The organism is Lysinibacillus sp. NPDC093197 (assembly GCF_044754025.1).
Classification (GTDB): Bacteria; Bacillota; Bacilli; order Bacillales_A; family Planococcaceae; genus Lysinibacillus.
Genome location: NZ_JBIVOH010000007.1, coordinates 91102 through 106528 on the forward strand (window position 1 = coordinate 91102; position 15427 = coordinate 106528).

At 36.6% G+C, this 15427-nt stretch carries 13 protein-coding genes and 1 pseudogene; 6 read left to right on the forward strand and 8 right to left on the reverse strand.

Annotation, left to right across the window (positions count from 1 at the left end; genetic code table 11):
- Positions 1–34: 34 nt before the first annotated feature.
- Positions 35–2038: a YhgE/Pip family protein gene (locus tag ACIP9G_RS17245; protein WP_401020977.1), complete on the reverse strand. Its 2004-nt coding sequence runs from the start codon at positions 2036–2038 to the stop codon at positions 35–37.
- Between the two features lie 122 nt (positions 2039–2160).
- On the opposite strand from ACIP9G_RS17245, the gene ACIP9G_RS17250 reads away from it, so the two are divergent.
- Positions 2161–3042: a LysR family transcriptional regulator gene (locus tag ACIP9G_RS17250; RefSeq protein WP_401020980.1), complete on the forward strand. Its 882-nt coding sequence runs from the start codon at positions 2161–2163 to the stop codon at positions 3040–3042.
- Between the two features lie 59 nt (positions 3043–3101).
- Here the strand turns inward: ACIP9G_RS17250 and ACIP9G_RS17255 are convergent, their stop codons facing one another.
- Complete coding sequence (locus tag ACIP9G_RS17255) at positions 3102–3977, reverse strand: LysR family transcriptional regulator (RefSeq protein ID WP_401020981.1); 876 nt, start codon at positions 3975–3977, stop codon at positions 3102–3104.
- Between the two features lie 319 nt (positions 3978–4296).
- On the opposite strand from ACIP9G_RS17255, the gene ACIP9G_RS17260 reads away from it, so the two are divergent.
- Together ACIP9G_RS17260 and ACIP9G_RS17265 are read left to right on the forward strand one after the other, a co-directional pair.
- The gene (locus ACIP9G_RS17260; protein WP_401012377.1) at positions 4297–5724 is read left to right on the forward strand and encodes a YfcC family protein; all 1428 of its coding nucleotides are present in this window, start codon (positions 4297–4299) and stop codon (positions 5722–5724) included.
- A gap of 156 nt (positions 5725–5880) precedes the next feature.
- Positions 5881–7293: a M20 family metallopeptidase gene (locus ACIP9G_RS17265; RefSeq protein ID WP_401020983.1), complete on the forward strand. Its 1413-nt coding sequence runs from the start codon at positions 5881–5883 to the stop codon at positions 7291–7293.
- A 100-nt stretch (positions 7294–7393) separates the two neighbouring features.
- Here the strand turns inward: ACIP9G_RS17265 and ACIP9G_RS17270 are convergent, their stop codons facing one another.
- Entirely contained in the window at positions 7394–7885 is a 492-nt protein-coding gene (locus ACIP9G_RS17270; RefSeq protein ID WP_340821629.1) for a hypothetical protein, read from the reverse strand.
- A gap of 227 nt (positions 7886–8112) precedes the next feature.
- Here ACIP9G_RS17270 and ACIP9G_RS17275 point away from each other — a divergent pair, with 227 nt between their 5' ends.
- Positions 8113–8262, forward strand: a complete 150-nt coding sequence (locus tag ACIP9G_RS17275; RefSeq protein WP_173479196.1) for a hypothetical protein — start codon at positions 8113–8115, stop codon at positions 8260–8262.
- Positions 8263–8391: 129 nt separating this feature from the next.
- Positions 8392–8610, forward strand: a complete 219-nt coding sequence (locus tag ACIP9G_RS17280) for a hypothetical protein (RefSeq protein WP_340821630.1) — start codon at positions 8392–8394, stop codon at positions 8608–8610.
- 214 nt (positions 8611–8824) lie between these two features.
- Here the strand turns inward: ACIP9G_RS17280 and ACIP9G_RS17285 are convergent, their stop codons facing one another.
- The 5 genes and pseudogenes from ACIP9G_RS17285 to ACIP9G_RS17305 form a co-directional block, all read right to left on the reverse strand.
- Positions 8825–10555 carry a cache domain-containing sensor histidine kinase gene (locus ACIP9G_RS17285; protein ID WP_401020988.1) on the reverse strand — a complete coding sequence of 577 codons (1731 nt, stop codon included), beginning with the start codon at positions 10553–10555 and terminating at the stop codon, positions 8825–8827.
- Positions 10556–10557: 2 nt separating this feature from the next.
- On the reverse strand, positions 10558–11325 hold the full coding sequence (locus ACIP9G_RS17290; protein ID WP_401020991.1) for a response regulator transcription factor: 768 nt from the start codon (positions 11323–11325) through the stop codon (positions 10558–10560).
- 278 nt (positions 11326–11603) lie between these two features.
- Positions 11604–12560, reverse strand: a pseudogene (gene msrB, locus ACIP9G_RS17295) (peptide-methionine (R)-S-oxide reductase MsrB); the annotation flags it as partial.
- Between the two features lie 177 nt (positions 12561–12737).
- Positions 12738–13265 carry a redoxin family protein gene (locus ACIP9G_RS17300; RefSeq protein WP_340821635.1) on the reverse strand — a complete coding sequence of 176 codons (528 nt, stop codon included), beginning with the start codon at positions 13263–13265 and terminating at the stop codon, positions 12738–12740.
- A gap of 15 nt (positions 13266–13280) precedes the next feature.
- A complete protein-coding gene (locus tag ACIP9G_RS17305) occupies positions 13281–13997 on the reverse strand; it encodes a cytochrome c biogenesis CcdA family protein (protein WP_401020994.1) in 717 nt (238 codons plus the stop codon).
- A gap of 218 nt (positions 13998–14215) precedes the next feature.
- On the opposite strand from ACIP9G_RS17305, the gene ACIP9G_RS17310 reads away from it, so the two are divergent.
- Entirely contained in the window at positions 14216–15421 is a 1206-nt protein-coding gene (locus ACIP9G_RS17310) for an MFS transporter (protein WP_401021129.1), read from the forward strand.
- The last annotated feature ends 6 nt before the right edge of the window (positions 15422–15427 follow it).

Consider the following 15427-nt stretch of genomic DNA (forward strand, 5'->3'; position numbering starts at 1 on the left):
AAGGCTCCTTTTATTTCTATATAGAGGTACCGCTTTAGTTAGCGAGTTCTACAGTAGGTTGTTCTTTATGCTGGATGTGGCTTGAAATCCAAGCGATGATGAAAGCGAGTAAAAGATAGATGAGTAAAAGTGATCCTTGTGTAACTAAGTTTGACCAGCCACCAAGGGTAATTACTTCTTGGAAACCTTTTAGTGAATGCGCCATTGGCAAAAATTCGCCGATTTTAGCTAGTATAGGATTTCCAAGCTCACCAGGGAATGTTCCGCCACATGTTGCTAATTGAAATACTAATAACGTAACAGCTATAAATTTACCGACATTTCCTAATAGAATTATGAGCATTAGGATGAGGGTCATAAATGTAAGTGACACGATCATGCTTGAAAGGAAAAAGAGCGGTACACTAGCTACTTTTAAGTTAAATCCTAACAAGATAACGATATCTACAATAATTGATTGAATTAAACCAACTACGTAAACTAAACCTAATTTATTAATAAAGTGAACGGTACCAGTCACTTTTAGAAGTTCTCTGCGTCCTAGTGGCAGAATATTAGATGCCATAATGCCTCCTACAAATAAAGCGAGTGACAAGAAATAGGGTGCGATACCGACACCATAATTCGGAACGTCAGATAAATCAGATTCTACCAATTCGATTGGTTGGGCAAACATCGATGTCGTTGCATCGTCAAATTGAAGATTAGATGTTTTTGCTGCCGCACTATTTAGTTTTGATGCTAATTCATTTGATCCCACTACTAAAGAGGAAAGCCCATTTTGCAGTTTTGGAAATCCGCCTGATACTTCATTAATTCCACTAGATAGCGCTGTAATTCCAGTATTAAGTGTAGTAAAGCCTGTTGACCATTTAGCAAAGCCACTTGCAAATTCAGTCGCTCCTTGTTGAAGTTGTTTTGCCCCCGCAGTAGCCTGATTCATCTTTGTTTCAAATGTTTTCATGCTAGTTTCTAGCGTAGCTTGACCTGCCGCGATTTTTTTAGCAGCTGCGCCTACTTGTTGTTGACCATTTGTTAAAGTAGTTTCAGTTGCAGATAATGTCTCTGCTAAAGTAATCAGTTGTTGAAATTCCGAATCTTGCTTTACTTCGGGATGATCTTTTATATATTGAGCTAATTGCCCGCTTAAATTACTTGCTGCTTTTGCTGCTTGTTGTTGACCTTGAGCTAGCTCTGTATTTTTAGAGGACCAGTCTGTCATACTTTCGCTCATTTGCCCCATTCCTGATTGAAGGGCTTGTTCAGCTCCAGTTAGTTGCTGTAGTCCACTATATAGAGAGTCAGAACCGTTTATGAGTCCTTGAGCGCCATTTGATAGGCTTTCCTGCCCTGTTGAGAGGCTTGAACTTCCTGTTTGAAGCTTTTGAGCTCCTGCATCTAAACTATGAATGCCATCCGCTAGCTTGTCGGTTCCGCTCTGTATATCAGTCGCTCCCTTAGAAAGCTTTTCCGCCCCAACGCCTGCTGTTGCAAAACCAGTCGAAGCATCCTGGAATTTAGTGAGAATAGATTCAGAGTAAAACTTCGTTATGCTGGCGTTAATTTTTGTTTTCATTTTTTCCACGGCTGTTGTCGTAATTTGTGAAGCTACAAAGTTTTTCCCTGGATTAATTTCATACGAAAGTTTTGCTGTTTTTGGAGTTTCTTCCATTAAAGTCGTTACGTTCTTAGAGAAATCCTTTGGAATTGTGATGACCATATAATAGTCGCCTGCTTTAAGCCCTTTTTGTGCGGTCTTGGCAGAGACGAAATGGAAGTTTAATTCTTTACCTTCCTTTAGTTCGGTAATAAAGTCATCACCAACATGCAAAGATTCTTTATCTATATTTGCTCCCTCGTCGAGATTAACGACAGCTACGGGAAGTTTGTCCAACTGCCCGTATGGATCCCAATATCCTGCTAAAAAGAACCCAACGTAAATTAAAGGAACAAGAATAAGAAAAATAAAGGCCGTTCGCCCATGCTTATGTTTCCAAATAGCTACTAAGTCTTGCAATATTAATTGAAATCCTTTCATGAAATAATCCTACCTTCCTATTTTTAAAAGATTATTTCATAATAATCTATTACATTAATGTTGTATAATACATAAATCGTTATTACATAATAGATTTAAATCTATACAAGAGGGGGACCAATATGGAACTTTTGCAGTTAAAGTATTTTCAAACAGTTGCCCGTCTCGAACATATGACGAAGGCAGCAGAGCAACTTCAAATTGCACAGCCATCGCTTAGTAAAACGATTTCCCGCTTGGAGGAAGATTTGGGCGTGGTGTTGTTTGACAGAGAACATCGGAAAATTAGCTTAAATGAAGCTGGCAGAATTTTTTTAAACCGTGTGGAAAGGGCTTTTGCAGAATTGAATGAAGGACAAAGGGAGCTAGCTCAATTTACTGAGCAAGATCAAAAGAGTATTACATTGGCAGTAACGATTCCAAGAGTATTGCCTGCTTTATTAGGTTCATTTTTATCGAAATATCCAGATGCCCGTTTTCAACAGTTTCTAAAGTCTGTTACATCTATGAAAAAATTGTTGATGGAAGGGGAGTTGGATTATTGTATTTCCTCAGTTCCTATTGAAGGCGAGGGTATTAGATGGGAACCACTTATTACTGAAGAAATATTTTTAATCGTGCCACCTAATCATCGGTTAGCAGACAGGGAGAGTATTCAACTCGCAGAGGTGAAGGATGAAGCGTTTATTAGTATGAATACAGGGTTTGGCTTCCGAAGCTTAACAGATCAATTTTGCCGGGAGGCGGGGTTTGTCCAAAATATTGCCTTTGAGGGGGATGAGCCTTCCGTTATTTCTGATTTAGTTAGACAAGGACTAGGTGTCGCTTTCGTTTCTGAATTATCTTGGGTTCCGAAATCAGAGGAGTTTCCTCATAAACTGCGAATTGTTGAACCATCTTGTCAACGTACAATTGGGCTAGCGTGGTCAGAAAAACGCTATTTTACACCGATGGCTAAGAAATTTCGTCTATTTGTTTTAGATTATTTTTTATCAATTGCTTAATTTAATAGATGACCCATCTAATACGTAGGGTCATCTAATATTAGGCATTTGTTTACGATCTAGTTATTACTTAGCGGACGATACATTTTACTCATTGAGCTATAAAAGTCTTGTAAAATTGGATTGCTTAAATTTTTTGTTAAAGCAATGAGTTTGACCGGAATGTTAGAAGTATAAGTTTCTAAAATAGTAGCCGACCCATCCTCGATTTCCTTTTTTATTCTGCTTGTCCCAATTACTCCGAGATACGGGTGATTGAGGACGGCATTTTTTATGCTCTCATCACTATTGCAGTGAATAGTATTTGGAAAGTGAATTCCTTTGTTCAATATTTCAAATTTTATAAAGGGAGCTCTAAGATCAACCAATACAGGGTATTTTTCTAATTTGCTCTCCATTTGAGAAGTGTCATTAGCAACTTTACTCGAAGCGAACAGCACTAAACTTTCATAGTCAATGCATTGATTGGAAATGTCAGAGTTTAAAGTTCTACCATTTACAATAGCAAAGTCCATCTCATTTTGTATTATCTTTTTTAAAGCCTCATCGCTACTATCTACAGAATAAACTTCTATTAAAATATCTTGGTTCCTTTTCTGGAAATTTACTATATGTGGTAGAAAAAAACGGTCGCAATGTTCATCTAATGCACAAACCCGAATAACTTGCTTTTCTCCTTGGAATTCTTCGATTCTCCTTTGCATCGTAAACATCTCATTTAAGATATTTTTTGCATGCTCATAAAGAATTTCTCCAGCTTTAGTTAGCTTCCTTTTATTATCCACTTTTTCAAAGAGAGGTAAGCCAATCTCATCTTCTAAGTGCTGTAGATGCTTTGTAACAGTAGGTTGTGAATAATTAAGGCGCATTGCTGCTTGGATTAGTCTTTTTTCTTCTGCTACGATTTGAAAAGTCTGAAGGTGTCTAATTTCCAATTACATAACAACCTTTCCTGTTAATTTCTGAAGCTATAAAGTAAATAAAAATGATTATATAATGCTGATTTAATTTTTGAAATATAATTATAACCCTAAATATTTAAAATAGTAATATTGAATATTCACTATTAGAATATCAATGACCTGTAATGCATTATAAAATGAAACCTATGAAAGCGTTAGCAATATTGGGTATTTTCTAAATTTTTCTAATCTTATTTTTTAGCCGAGAGGATGATTAAAACTCGACTGTTTTTTGAGTTAATTCATAGTATGACAGATTGCTTTTTACACAAATCACAAAGGGGTGTTATGTTTGAGTACTGCCAAACCAATAAAGATAGAAGAAGGTACTGAAAAGAGGAAGAAGAAAAAGGGCGGCTTGAATGCTTATGTTCTAATGTTTTTAATCATTGTTGTTCTTACACTTTTAACCTATGTTATACCTGCTGGTCAATACGCTAGATATGAGGAAAATGGTAGAACGATTATTGACCCTACGAAATTTGAATACATCACAAATACGCCTGTAGGTTTGCTAGACATGTTTAATGCATTTCATCAAGGGATGGTCAAAGGTGCACCAATTATATTATTTGTTCTACTAATTGGTGGTGCTCTTGGAATTATGCAAGCTACAGGATCTATTGATGCGTTAATTCGATTTACTGCACAAAAGTTTGGTAAAAGAAAAAAATTAATTATTCCAGTGATGGTACTTCTGTTCTCGTTACTCGGTACCCTTATTGGAGCGGCTGAAGACTCGTTAGTTTATATTACAATAGTTGCTCCAATGACCATTGCCTTAGGCTTTGATGCACTAACAGGTGTTGCAATAGTATTTCTCGGCATGATAGGTGCTGGATTTACTGCAGGTATTACGAATCCTTTTACAATTGGTGTCGCTCAAACAGTTGCTGAGCTTCCAATGTACTCGGGTATGGGCTTACGTATCGCTATTTACGTAATCTTCTACATTTTATCGGTTGCCTTTATTTTAAGACACGTAAATAAAATCGAGAAAAATCCTGAACTAGCTGAATACGGGAAGTTTAACCCGAATGAAAGAATTACGTTTGATGACGATTTTAAGTTAAGTAAAAGACATGCACTTTCTCTTTTAGTGTTCTTAGGCTGCTTTATCGCGTTGATTTATGGCGTTATTAGTCTTGGCTGGTACATTAGTGAAATTGTAGGGATTTTCTTATTAGGTGCAATTATTATGGGTCTTATCGGAAGACTTTCTGGCAATGAGATGACGGATGCATTTTTAAAAGGATGTTCTGAAATGATTTCAGGTGCGATGATTATTGGGATTGCTAATACAATTCTTGTCGTACTTACTTCAGGCAACTTATTAGATACGATATTACATATTACTTCTAATTTACTGAATGGCCTTTCACCAAGTGTAACAGCGGTAGGGATGGCAGTTGTCAATTTCTTTATTCATTTCTTAGTGCCGTCTGGAAGTGGACATGCATCATTAGTCATGCCAATTATGGCACCATTAGCAGACTTAGTGGGAGTAACAAGACAAACAGCTGCGTTTGCTACTGTAATGGGTGGCGGTGTCTCAAGTTTAATTATTCCGACTGGTGGCTTATTGTTAGCAGCTCTAGGTATGATGGGCATTCCTTATTCAAAATGGGCTAAATGGGTATTCCCTTATGTTGCTATTCAAATTGTCATAGTTGTGATCTTTTTAATTATTGCCCAGGCAATTAATTATGGACCGTTTTAAAAGCAAAGATAGATTGGTATGTAGCATTGACTCTTTTCTATATTCGCCATTTTACTGAGGTAAGATGGCGAATAAATAGGAAAGTTTATTGCATTTGCTAGGATTTTGGCTTAAATAATTTTTTAGCAAAAATATTATTCTAACGGGGTGAATGAAATGGATTATCGTAATACATTATCAAAGGTTATTGAAGAAAAACGACAAAAATTAATTTCTGTAAGTGATCAAATTTGGGGTTATGCAGAAACAGGATTTGAAGAGTTCCAATCAGCAGAATTATTATGCAACACTTTAGAAGAAGAAGGTTTTACTGTAGAAAAGGGAGTAGGCAATATTGATACTGCCTTTATTGGTAGTTATGGGACAGGAAAGCCGATTATTGCTGTTTTAGGTGAATTCGATGCACTAACTGGATTAAGTCAGGTTGGTGGAGATATTCAATATAACCCAGAAGTAACGAATGGCAACGGACATGGCTGTGGCCATAATTTACTTGGTACAGGGGCATTAGCTGCTGCCATCGCAATCCGTTCATATTTAAAAGAAAACAATTTTGAAGGTACTGTTCGTTACTATGGATGCCCTGGTGAGGAAATCGGTAGTGGTAAAACCTTTATGGTAAGAGAGGGGCTATTTGATGATGTAGACTTTGCAGTATGCTGGCATCCTTGGTCTCGAAATTCAGTTTGGTCCATGTCATCACTTGCCTGTTATGAAGTTTCATTTAGATTTAAAGGAAAAAGCTCTCATGCTGCTAGTACGCCTCATCTTGGTAGAAGTGCACTCGATGCAGTTGAACTAATGAATGTCGGCGTTAACTATTTACGAGAACATATTATTCCTGAAGCAAGGGTGCATTACGCTGTAACAAATACAGGCGGTGTTTCACCAAATGTTGTACAAGAAAAGGCAGATGTATTGTATTTTATTCGCGCACCACGTGTAGCTCAAGCAGAAGAAATTTATCAACGCATCTGTGACGTTGCAAGAGGAGCGGCTCTTATGACTGGTACACAAGTGGAAATTGATTTTGCTTCCGCTGCTTCCGATATATTGCCGAATAACACATTAGAGAAAGTCATGCATGATAACTTTGTTGCTTTAGGTGTTCCACAGTATGATGAAAAGGAACAACAATTCGCGAAGGACATTCGTGCAACTTTATCTGAGGCCGATAAAAAAGAAGATATTAAGGCTAATAAAGAACTAGAAGGCAAAGATTTAGCGCATGTTATCGATCCATTTATCCCATCAAACGGAATATTGCCAGGTACGAGCGATGTTGGCGATGTGAGCTGGGTTGTCCCAACCGTACAATGCATGGTAGCATGTGAACCAATTGGAACACCTCTTCATACATGGCAGGTCGTTTCAACAGGAAAAACTTCAATTGCACATAAAGGTATGCTACATGCTGGTAAAGTGATGGCGGCAACTGCTATTGCAGTGCTACAAAACCCTGAAGTTCTGGAAAAAGCGAAGTTAGAATTAATTGAACAACGAAATGGTGAGGAATATGTATGTCCGATTCCTCCTGAAGTGAAAAAGTATAAACTTCAAACTGTTTAAAATAGCTAAAATCCACTGTGCTCATAGGCAGCGCAGTGGATTTTGTGCCAGGCACTCAAACAATTTTGAATATTTTTTACGATATAGGTTGGTAGGTGGGTTAACACCAAACAATTACTTCATGAGGCGTAGTTTGTGCGGGAATGCTTCTTGTCGTAGGTCCATAAACTACAATGAGAGTGCGATTTGCAGGACTTTTTGAAAAAGGCTGCCCATTTCTAAGCAAAATAGGCGTGTATGGTGCAAGATTTAATTGTAATTGACCATCACTACTCAACAATTGAGAATTAAAAAAGTCTACTTTTACATTTTGATAGCTGTTTTCTTTAACAATAATAAGTGCTTGATATTGAGGAGGGTAGATTAAAGGTACAGGTGCATTCGCATCATAATAGCCAACAATGCGATCACCACGGCTTACAACTTCGTGATTTACAAAATAAGTAGAAGGTGAAATAACAAAATTAACAATGCCGCCTGCACCATTTTCTACCGTCATTAACGTATAACATCCTTCACTTTCCCCATTTTGCCCGACTGCAAAATCATTTATCTGTGTAACGGTACCCTGAAAAAAATTAAAATTGACCATAGCCATTCCTCTCTTAAAAAAAGTTTAATCAACTGTTTCCCGTCTACAAATACGAAATTCACCATCTTTTAATACATGTCATTTTAATCTATGTCACAAGTCATTTATGGGTGACAAGGGTTTGTTTCGCTTAATTTTTTATTAAAAAGGAATAATATATTTTTTTCACAAATCACTATATACTTAACTTGGACTTTAAACGTAATTTATCTAAGGAGGGGAGCCTTTTGAATTGGATTTCTAAAAATAAGAAACCCTTTTTAGCATTCATCGTTATTATCATAATTATTGCGGGTCTGCTCGATATTAAATATGAGGGACTATTCTTTCAAATGTTACCTAAATCTTTGCAATCTTATTTAGCTAACATGTTTTAAAAACGTTTCAGCTTATATGAAATCTTTTTATAAATAAAAACGCATTAGCTTGGCCAAACTTTAAAATGAAAAGCAGTTGAACAGATTATCTGTTTTATTACTTTTCAATAAAATCAATGGGGGATGGCTATGTCAAATATAAACACAAATTGTAACAATGCAAAAGTTAGGGACAAGCATAGTGCGAAAAAACGAGAAGTAAATCAAAATGGCAAAAAGCTCTATAAAGAGGAGTTTGGCTCTGATTTCGATTTTGATGCAGCGTCAGCTCAAGCAAGTAACTTTACCGAAGCACAAGGGCAAAAAAATACCCAGCAACCGGTAAGTGAGCGGACTGCATGGCACTAGTTTTTATTTGACAACTATTCAATTCATTGAGTTAAGGACTAAGGTGTAAGCCTTAGTTCTTTTTTATTTAATATAAATAAAGATAACTACTGCTTGAAATTTCCTGTAGGAGTCGTCGACTGATAATAGGCATCAAGCATGACTTGTTGATGCCTATTAATAACAATTCGGTCTTTTATTGTAGATTTAAATGATTCATCTATAATGTTTTTCTTTAATTCATTTCTTGTGGAATTTTAATTGTGACAGTCGTCCCAATTGTTAAGCTTGAATTGATTGTAATTCCATAGTTAGGGCCGTAGTATAATTTAATGCGTTGATCTACATTTTTAATGCCAACGCCACCAAGCTTTGTTCGCTTCTCTGTAGATTCTCTATTTAGTTGTTTGATGTCAAAGCCCTGTCCATTGTCTCGAACAATAAGCTCCACATCATCTCCACTAGCTATTGCACTTATATGAATATGACCATTGCGAGGGACACTTCGAATACCGTGATATAAAGCATTTTCAACAATTGGTTGTAGAAGGATTTTTGGCATTCGTACGTTTCGTATCGATTGATTGCAGACAATCTTGTAATTTAATTTATCACCGTAACGTTCTTTTTGAATAAACAAATATTGACGAACATGATCTAATTCATTTTCTACAGTTGTCATTTCATTTCCCCCACTAAGCGATAAGCGGAAAAATTGAGCAAGTGCTTTTGTTATTTCAATTACTTTCTCACTGTCATTAAACTCCGCCATCCATACAATTGTATCTAATGTATTGTATAAGAAATGAGGATTAATTTGACTGTGGAGCGCACTAATTTCAGTTGCTCTTAAGTGTTTTTCCTTTTCAGTAATTTCCTGCATTAGTTTTTCAATTTGCCCAATCATACGATTGAAATATTTTGCTAAACTTTGTGCCTCAAAGCATCCTTTTTCATCAATAGGTATTTCTTTTAAGCCATGTTCGATATTTTGCATCGCTTTTTCTAAACGTTGGAATGGTACCGTAATTCGTCCAGCAAATAAAGCAACACTTACCGCAGCTATAATAAAAAGAATCATGCCTACTAATAAAAAGATTTCGAGCAGTTGTCTTTTTATCATTAAAAGTCCATCTTGTGAGGAGACTCCAACAAATGTCCAGTCGGCATTATTTAGCTTATAGGTGTGCGTTAACGTATTTTTTTCTTTATCATAGCCCGCTTGATTGGCGATAATTTGCTGTAATTGTTGTTGTTTTAAGTAATTTTCGAAATACGCGGTATCCTTATGATAAACGACTTCTCCGTTGTCATTTATAATGAAAGAAAAGCCATCCTTTCCTAAATCCAAGTTAGCTAAAAAGTCTTCGATAACTTTATATTGGATATCGATAAGCAATACACCAATATTTTGACCTTCGGCATTTTTTATTTCGCGGCTAATTGAGATTACCCAGTTATCTTTATCCATTGAAAAGTGCTGCATGCGAGCAGATGTCAGTACAGGCTTGCTGCCATTATTAACAGCTGCCACATACCATTGTTCCTTCATCATATTGCTCGACATACTCATAATTAATCCCTTTTCATTAGACAGTACTTGTCCGTCTTTACTAACAATTACCACCGATTGAATGAATCGATCCGTTGCCATCGTTGTTTCAATCATAGACAGTAAACTATGCTTAATAGTAGGGTCTCGCTCTGCACTCGAAAAATAGGTTACGAGCTGGGCGTTTTCAGCGAGCAAACCTGATACGGCTTTGAGACGATCGATATAGAGATCAATATACATACCGCTTTTTTCAACTGCCGTTTTTGTGCTAGAGGTTGCTTCACTTAACACAACAGATGCAATACTGTAATACAAAATAACGCACATTAATAATAAAATAAGACCACTCGCTTTTAAATAATGAAGGGCAATTTGCATGCGTAAAGTTTTCAATATATTTGATTTCTTCATCGCTATTCTCTCATTTTTTCTCTAAATTGATTGGGAGAAATATCAAATTTTCGTTTGAATGTAGCGCTGAAATAATTGGGATCATCAAAGCCTACAGCAGCTGCAATTTCGTACACTTTCATATCTGTGCTGAGCAAAAAAATTTTCGCTCTATCTAAGCGGATGGATAGCATATAATCTTGAAAGTTTTTACCGTATAGGCTCTTAAACAAGCTACTTAAATAGGAATTACTAAGTGCCATTTGTTTTGCTAAATAGCTTAAAGAAAAATCGACATTTGCAATGTTACGGTCTATTTCTTTTTGTATTCTCGCTTTATAGCCTGTGTCATTATTTATGTTTGTTTCACTCAAAATGCCTTCCACAAGCCGAGATAGCTCATGCTGACTTTGTGTTGCTTGAATTTTTGCTATCAGATTTTTTAACGTTTCTTGAATATCATGTTTAGAAACGGGTTTTAAGACGTAATCATCAATGCCTGCCTTTAATGCAGTTACGGCATAATCAAAATAGTCATAGCCTGTAATAATAGCAATTTTTACATTAGGTTTAATTGTTTTTGCTGTAATGGCAAAATCGAGGCCGTTCATTTTCGGCATATTGATGTCAGCTAAAACGAGGTCAGGACTATGGTTTTTAAAGATTTCAAGTGCGGTCTCTCCATTCGATGCTTCAAATACTTCAGAAATGGAAAGCTCCTCAAAGTTAACAAATGAGCGAATTCCTTTTATGATGATTGCTTCATCATCGACCACTAATAATTTGTACATCACATCACCTCTTTGAGAAAATACATAAAGGGCTGTCCTATCAGTAGCTCCACGTATGCAAAATGATATTCTAAATTGTAAAAATCCACTACACTTCCGGTGGGCACAAGGTAAGCCGCAACCGACGCTAATGCGCCGCGTGTTGCGGCTTATGATGCGTGCGCTCCCACAGGGGTCTTCGTGGATTTTTACTTAGCTAGTAATAAATATGACTACTTACAGTGCTAGGAGGATTCCAAATTGTTTTGGTGACTGGCACTGATTTCAGGAGCGTACTATTATTTAGTTAGCGGTATTAAGTAACCATAACCAGCTGATTCCATTTCAGCTTGTGGAATAAATTTAATCGCAGCACTATTTATACAGTAACGCAAACCACCACGATCGATAGGTCCATCGTTAAACACATGTCCTAAGTGACTATCACCCGTACGGCTTCTCACTTCGGTTCTAATCATATTAAAGCTCGTATCTTTAAACTCAAGCACCACGGCTGGATCAATCGGCTTAGTAAAGCTTGGCCAACCGCATCTAGAATCATATTTGTCGGCAGATGAAAATAGTGGCTCACCTGTTACAATATCAACGTAAATACCAGGATCATAGTTGTCCCAGTATTCATTTGAGTAAGCCATTTCTGTACCATTCCCTTGTGTTACTCGATATTGCTCTTTTGTTAACATTTTTTTAATTTCCTCATCACTTGGCTTTGGATATAAAGCTGGGTCAATAAGGGATGGCATTTCTTGATTTTTCAATGAATCAAACTCTACATGACAATAGCCATTTGGATTTTTTTCAAGATAATCTTGGTGGTATTCTTCTGCAAGTGTAAAGTTTTTAAGTGGTTCCACTTCAGTAACAATCGGGTCATCGTAGCGTTCTTGTTCTTTCGCCACTACCTGATCAATGATTCGTTTATCTGCTTCATCTGTATAGTAAATACCCGTACGATATTGTGTGCCACGGTCATTTCCTTGCTGATTTAATAAGGTAGGGTCAATAATTTGGAAGAAATGTGTTAATAGCTTTTCTAAATTAACTCGTTCGGGATCATAACGAACATGAACCGTTTCCGCATGCCCTGTATTTCTCCAAATAACATCTTCATAAGTTGGATTTTCTGTATTTCCATTGGCGTAACCTGACTCTGCATCATAAACACCGTAAACACGTGCCATATATGCTTCTACACCCCAGAAACAACCACCTGCAAGCCAAATATCTTTTAAATTATTTGTATCAAAGTTTAAGTTGACGTTTGGGTTGGGTGGATACTACTTAGATTCTGCTTGGGCTGTACTTACACTACTAGTTAACAAAGAAGTATCGACTGAGCAAGCTGATAAAAATAATAAAACACTAAACAATACACCAAATAGTTTTATATTCATTAGATGTACCTCCCTTTATTATTGGATACTTTTAAATTTCTCAATAATTTGTGGATTACTTACATGGCCAGGCAGTGTTTGAATGAGTTGACCATCTGAGCCGATATAGGACGATGTTGGATAGGCTCGTATATTGTATTGTTTCGCAATTGCACCATCTTCATCTAATAGCACTTTAATATTGGATGTTCCTTCAACACCGTTAAACCATTTAATAAATGCATCACTCTTTTTTTCATTATTGAAATTGGGTGATACGATGCTTAAGACAACAAAATCCTGCTCTTCCCCAGCTAGTGTATTTAATTCTTCTAAGCCTGCTAAGCAAATGGAGCACCAAGAGGCCCAAAATTTCACATACACTTTTTTGCCTTTATAGTCAGCAAGATTGTAGGTATCGCCCTTCGTATCAACTAATTCGAAGTTTGGAGCGATAGTCCCTTCATTTTTAGCTGCTGCTTTCGTTGAGGATGTCGAATCCCCCGTGCATGCCCCTAAAAGAAACACTGCTGCTAACATGACAAGGAGCAGTTTAAAATTGTACATGTTAAGTCTCCTTTCTTATTGTGGAATGAACGTAAGTAACAGGTTTAAATTATTTGTCATTAAGACAATTCCCATAAAAATAATGATAATCCCACCGGCAATTTTAATTTTCCCTATATGCTTATTCATTTTTTTAACATGTTGTAATAGTAAATCAGAGAAAATAGCAAGAAGTAAAAAGGGGATTAATAGCCCGAGCGCATAAAAAAACATCATAAGTGCCCCATAAGTGGCCTGTCCCTCGCTAGCTGATATTCCTAATACCGCCCCTAAAATAGGCCCGATACAAGGTGTCCAGCCCATACTAAACGTAAGACCCAATAAATAGGTACCAAGTAAATCACGTTTATTGCTTCTTTTCAGTTTTACTTTTGTTTCTTTATGGAGCACTGCTAACTTCAAAAGACCTATTTGATGGAGGCCGAGCAACACGACTACTACACCGCATACGGCGATAAACCAGTCTTTATTAATAAACGCACCAAGAAAACCGGCGCCAAATCCAAAGATGACAAAGCTTGTAGAGAGACCAAAAACAAAAATAACCGTCTTGAAAATTAAATGTGGGTTCACTTGCCATTTACCTAAAGCCCAGCTGTGTTGTATAGCGACACCACGCTCATTGGTTGAAAGTACTGAAAAGTAAACAGGTAGTAAAGGGACTATGCAGGGGGAAAGGAAGGATAGTATCCCTGCAATAAAAACTGTACTGAATAAAAGCTGTTCGCCCACGATTGAAGCACCACCTTTCGTATAGTTTTATAGTAAGAAAAGTGAATGAAAAGCAACATAGAATGATTTCATGAAACTCTTAGATATGATCTTGTAATGAATTTCACGTGTGTAATGCAGCGATTTTGCAAGGATAAATAAAAAAGTGCAATGTAATTTACTTAATACCAAGTTAGAAAGAAATGGTAAAATATTAAAAAGGAGGGATTGCTGTGGCGATGATTCGAAAATATGGGCTGTTATTAGGGGGATTCGGCTTTTCATATCTTGGCAATTGGATTTACCTTGTCGCTTTAAATTTAATGGTTTGGCATTTAACTTATTCTGCGACAGCAGTTGCGGGTATCTTTATTGTTGGTCCGATTGCCCGTATACTGACCAATTTTGTGGCAGGCTCAATTATTGATCGGTCGAACAAAAGAAAGATAATGATCGCAATGGATGTTATACGTGGAATTATTGTTTTCCTTATGCCATTTATAACGTCTATTTGGCTCATCTATAGCTTGTTATTTTTAGCGAATATAGCGAGTAGTTTTTTCGGGCCAAGTAGTACATATTATATTGCGAAATACGTACGCGATGAAGATAAGCAACGTTTTAACGCATTATTAGGCACATTAAATTCAGGTTCTTTTATGTTAGGTCCTGCCATCGCAGGTGTCCTTATTGCTGTTTTTAATATAAGTATCGCCATATGGATTAATAGCGTGACATTTTTTGTTTGTGCGTGGGTCATTTCGCGTTTACCGAATTTAGAAGAGCAAGTAGAAGAGAAGCGTGTAGTGCTTACAATGAGTGTAATAATAAATGATTTTAAAGTGGTTTGGACTTTTATAAAGCAGCAACGGAATTTCTTGAAATTTTTTATGTCCTATCAAATTGCACTAATGGTTGCTTTTGCATTAGATTCACAAGAAATGACTTTTATAAAGAAAGTTTTATCTGCTTCGGATAGTCTTTACGGTGTGCTAGTAAGTATTGCTGGCGTTGGGGCTATTGTTGGTGGTTTATTGGCAATGATTTTAGTACATAAATTTTCAATTGCTACCTATGTAGGGGTTGGGCTTACGTGTACGATGTTTTCCTATACCGCCTTTTATGCATCAAGCAATATTTGGTTTGCTACGTGTTGTTTTATCACGTTAGGAATTTTTATGGCATTCAGCAATACTGGATACGATACTATCTATCAAAAAAATATTCCGCCAAATTTAATGGGACGATTCGGTAGTTCTGTTAGCCTTGTTCAAAGTGTTATACAAATTGTACTTACGTTTAGTTTAGGTATATTGGCAGACTGGTTTTCACTACAGCTCGTAGCAGTCATTTTTGGTGCAGTCGGACTTGTGTTTGCATTCTTTATGTCTATCTATATAGCAACAAATAAGCAAGCACTACAAATTAAAGAAAATAATAATTAGTATTTA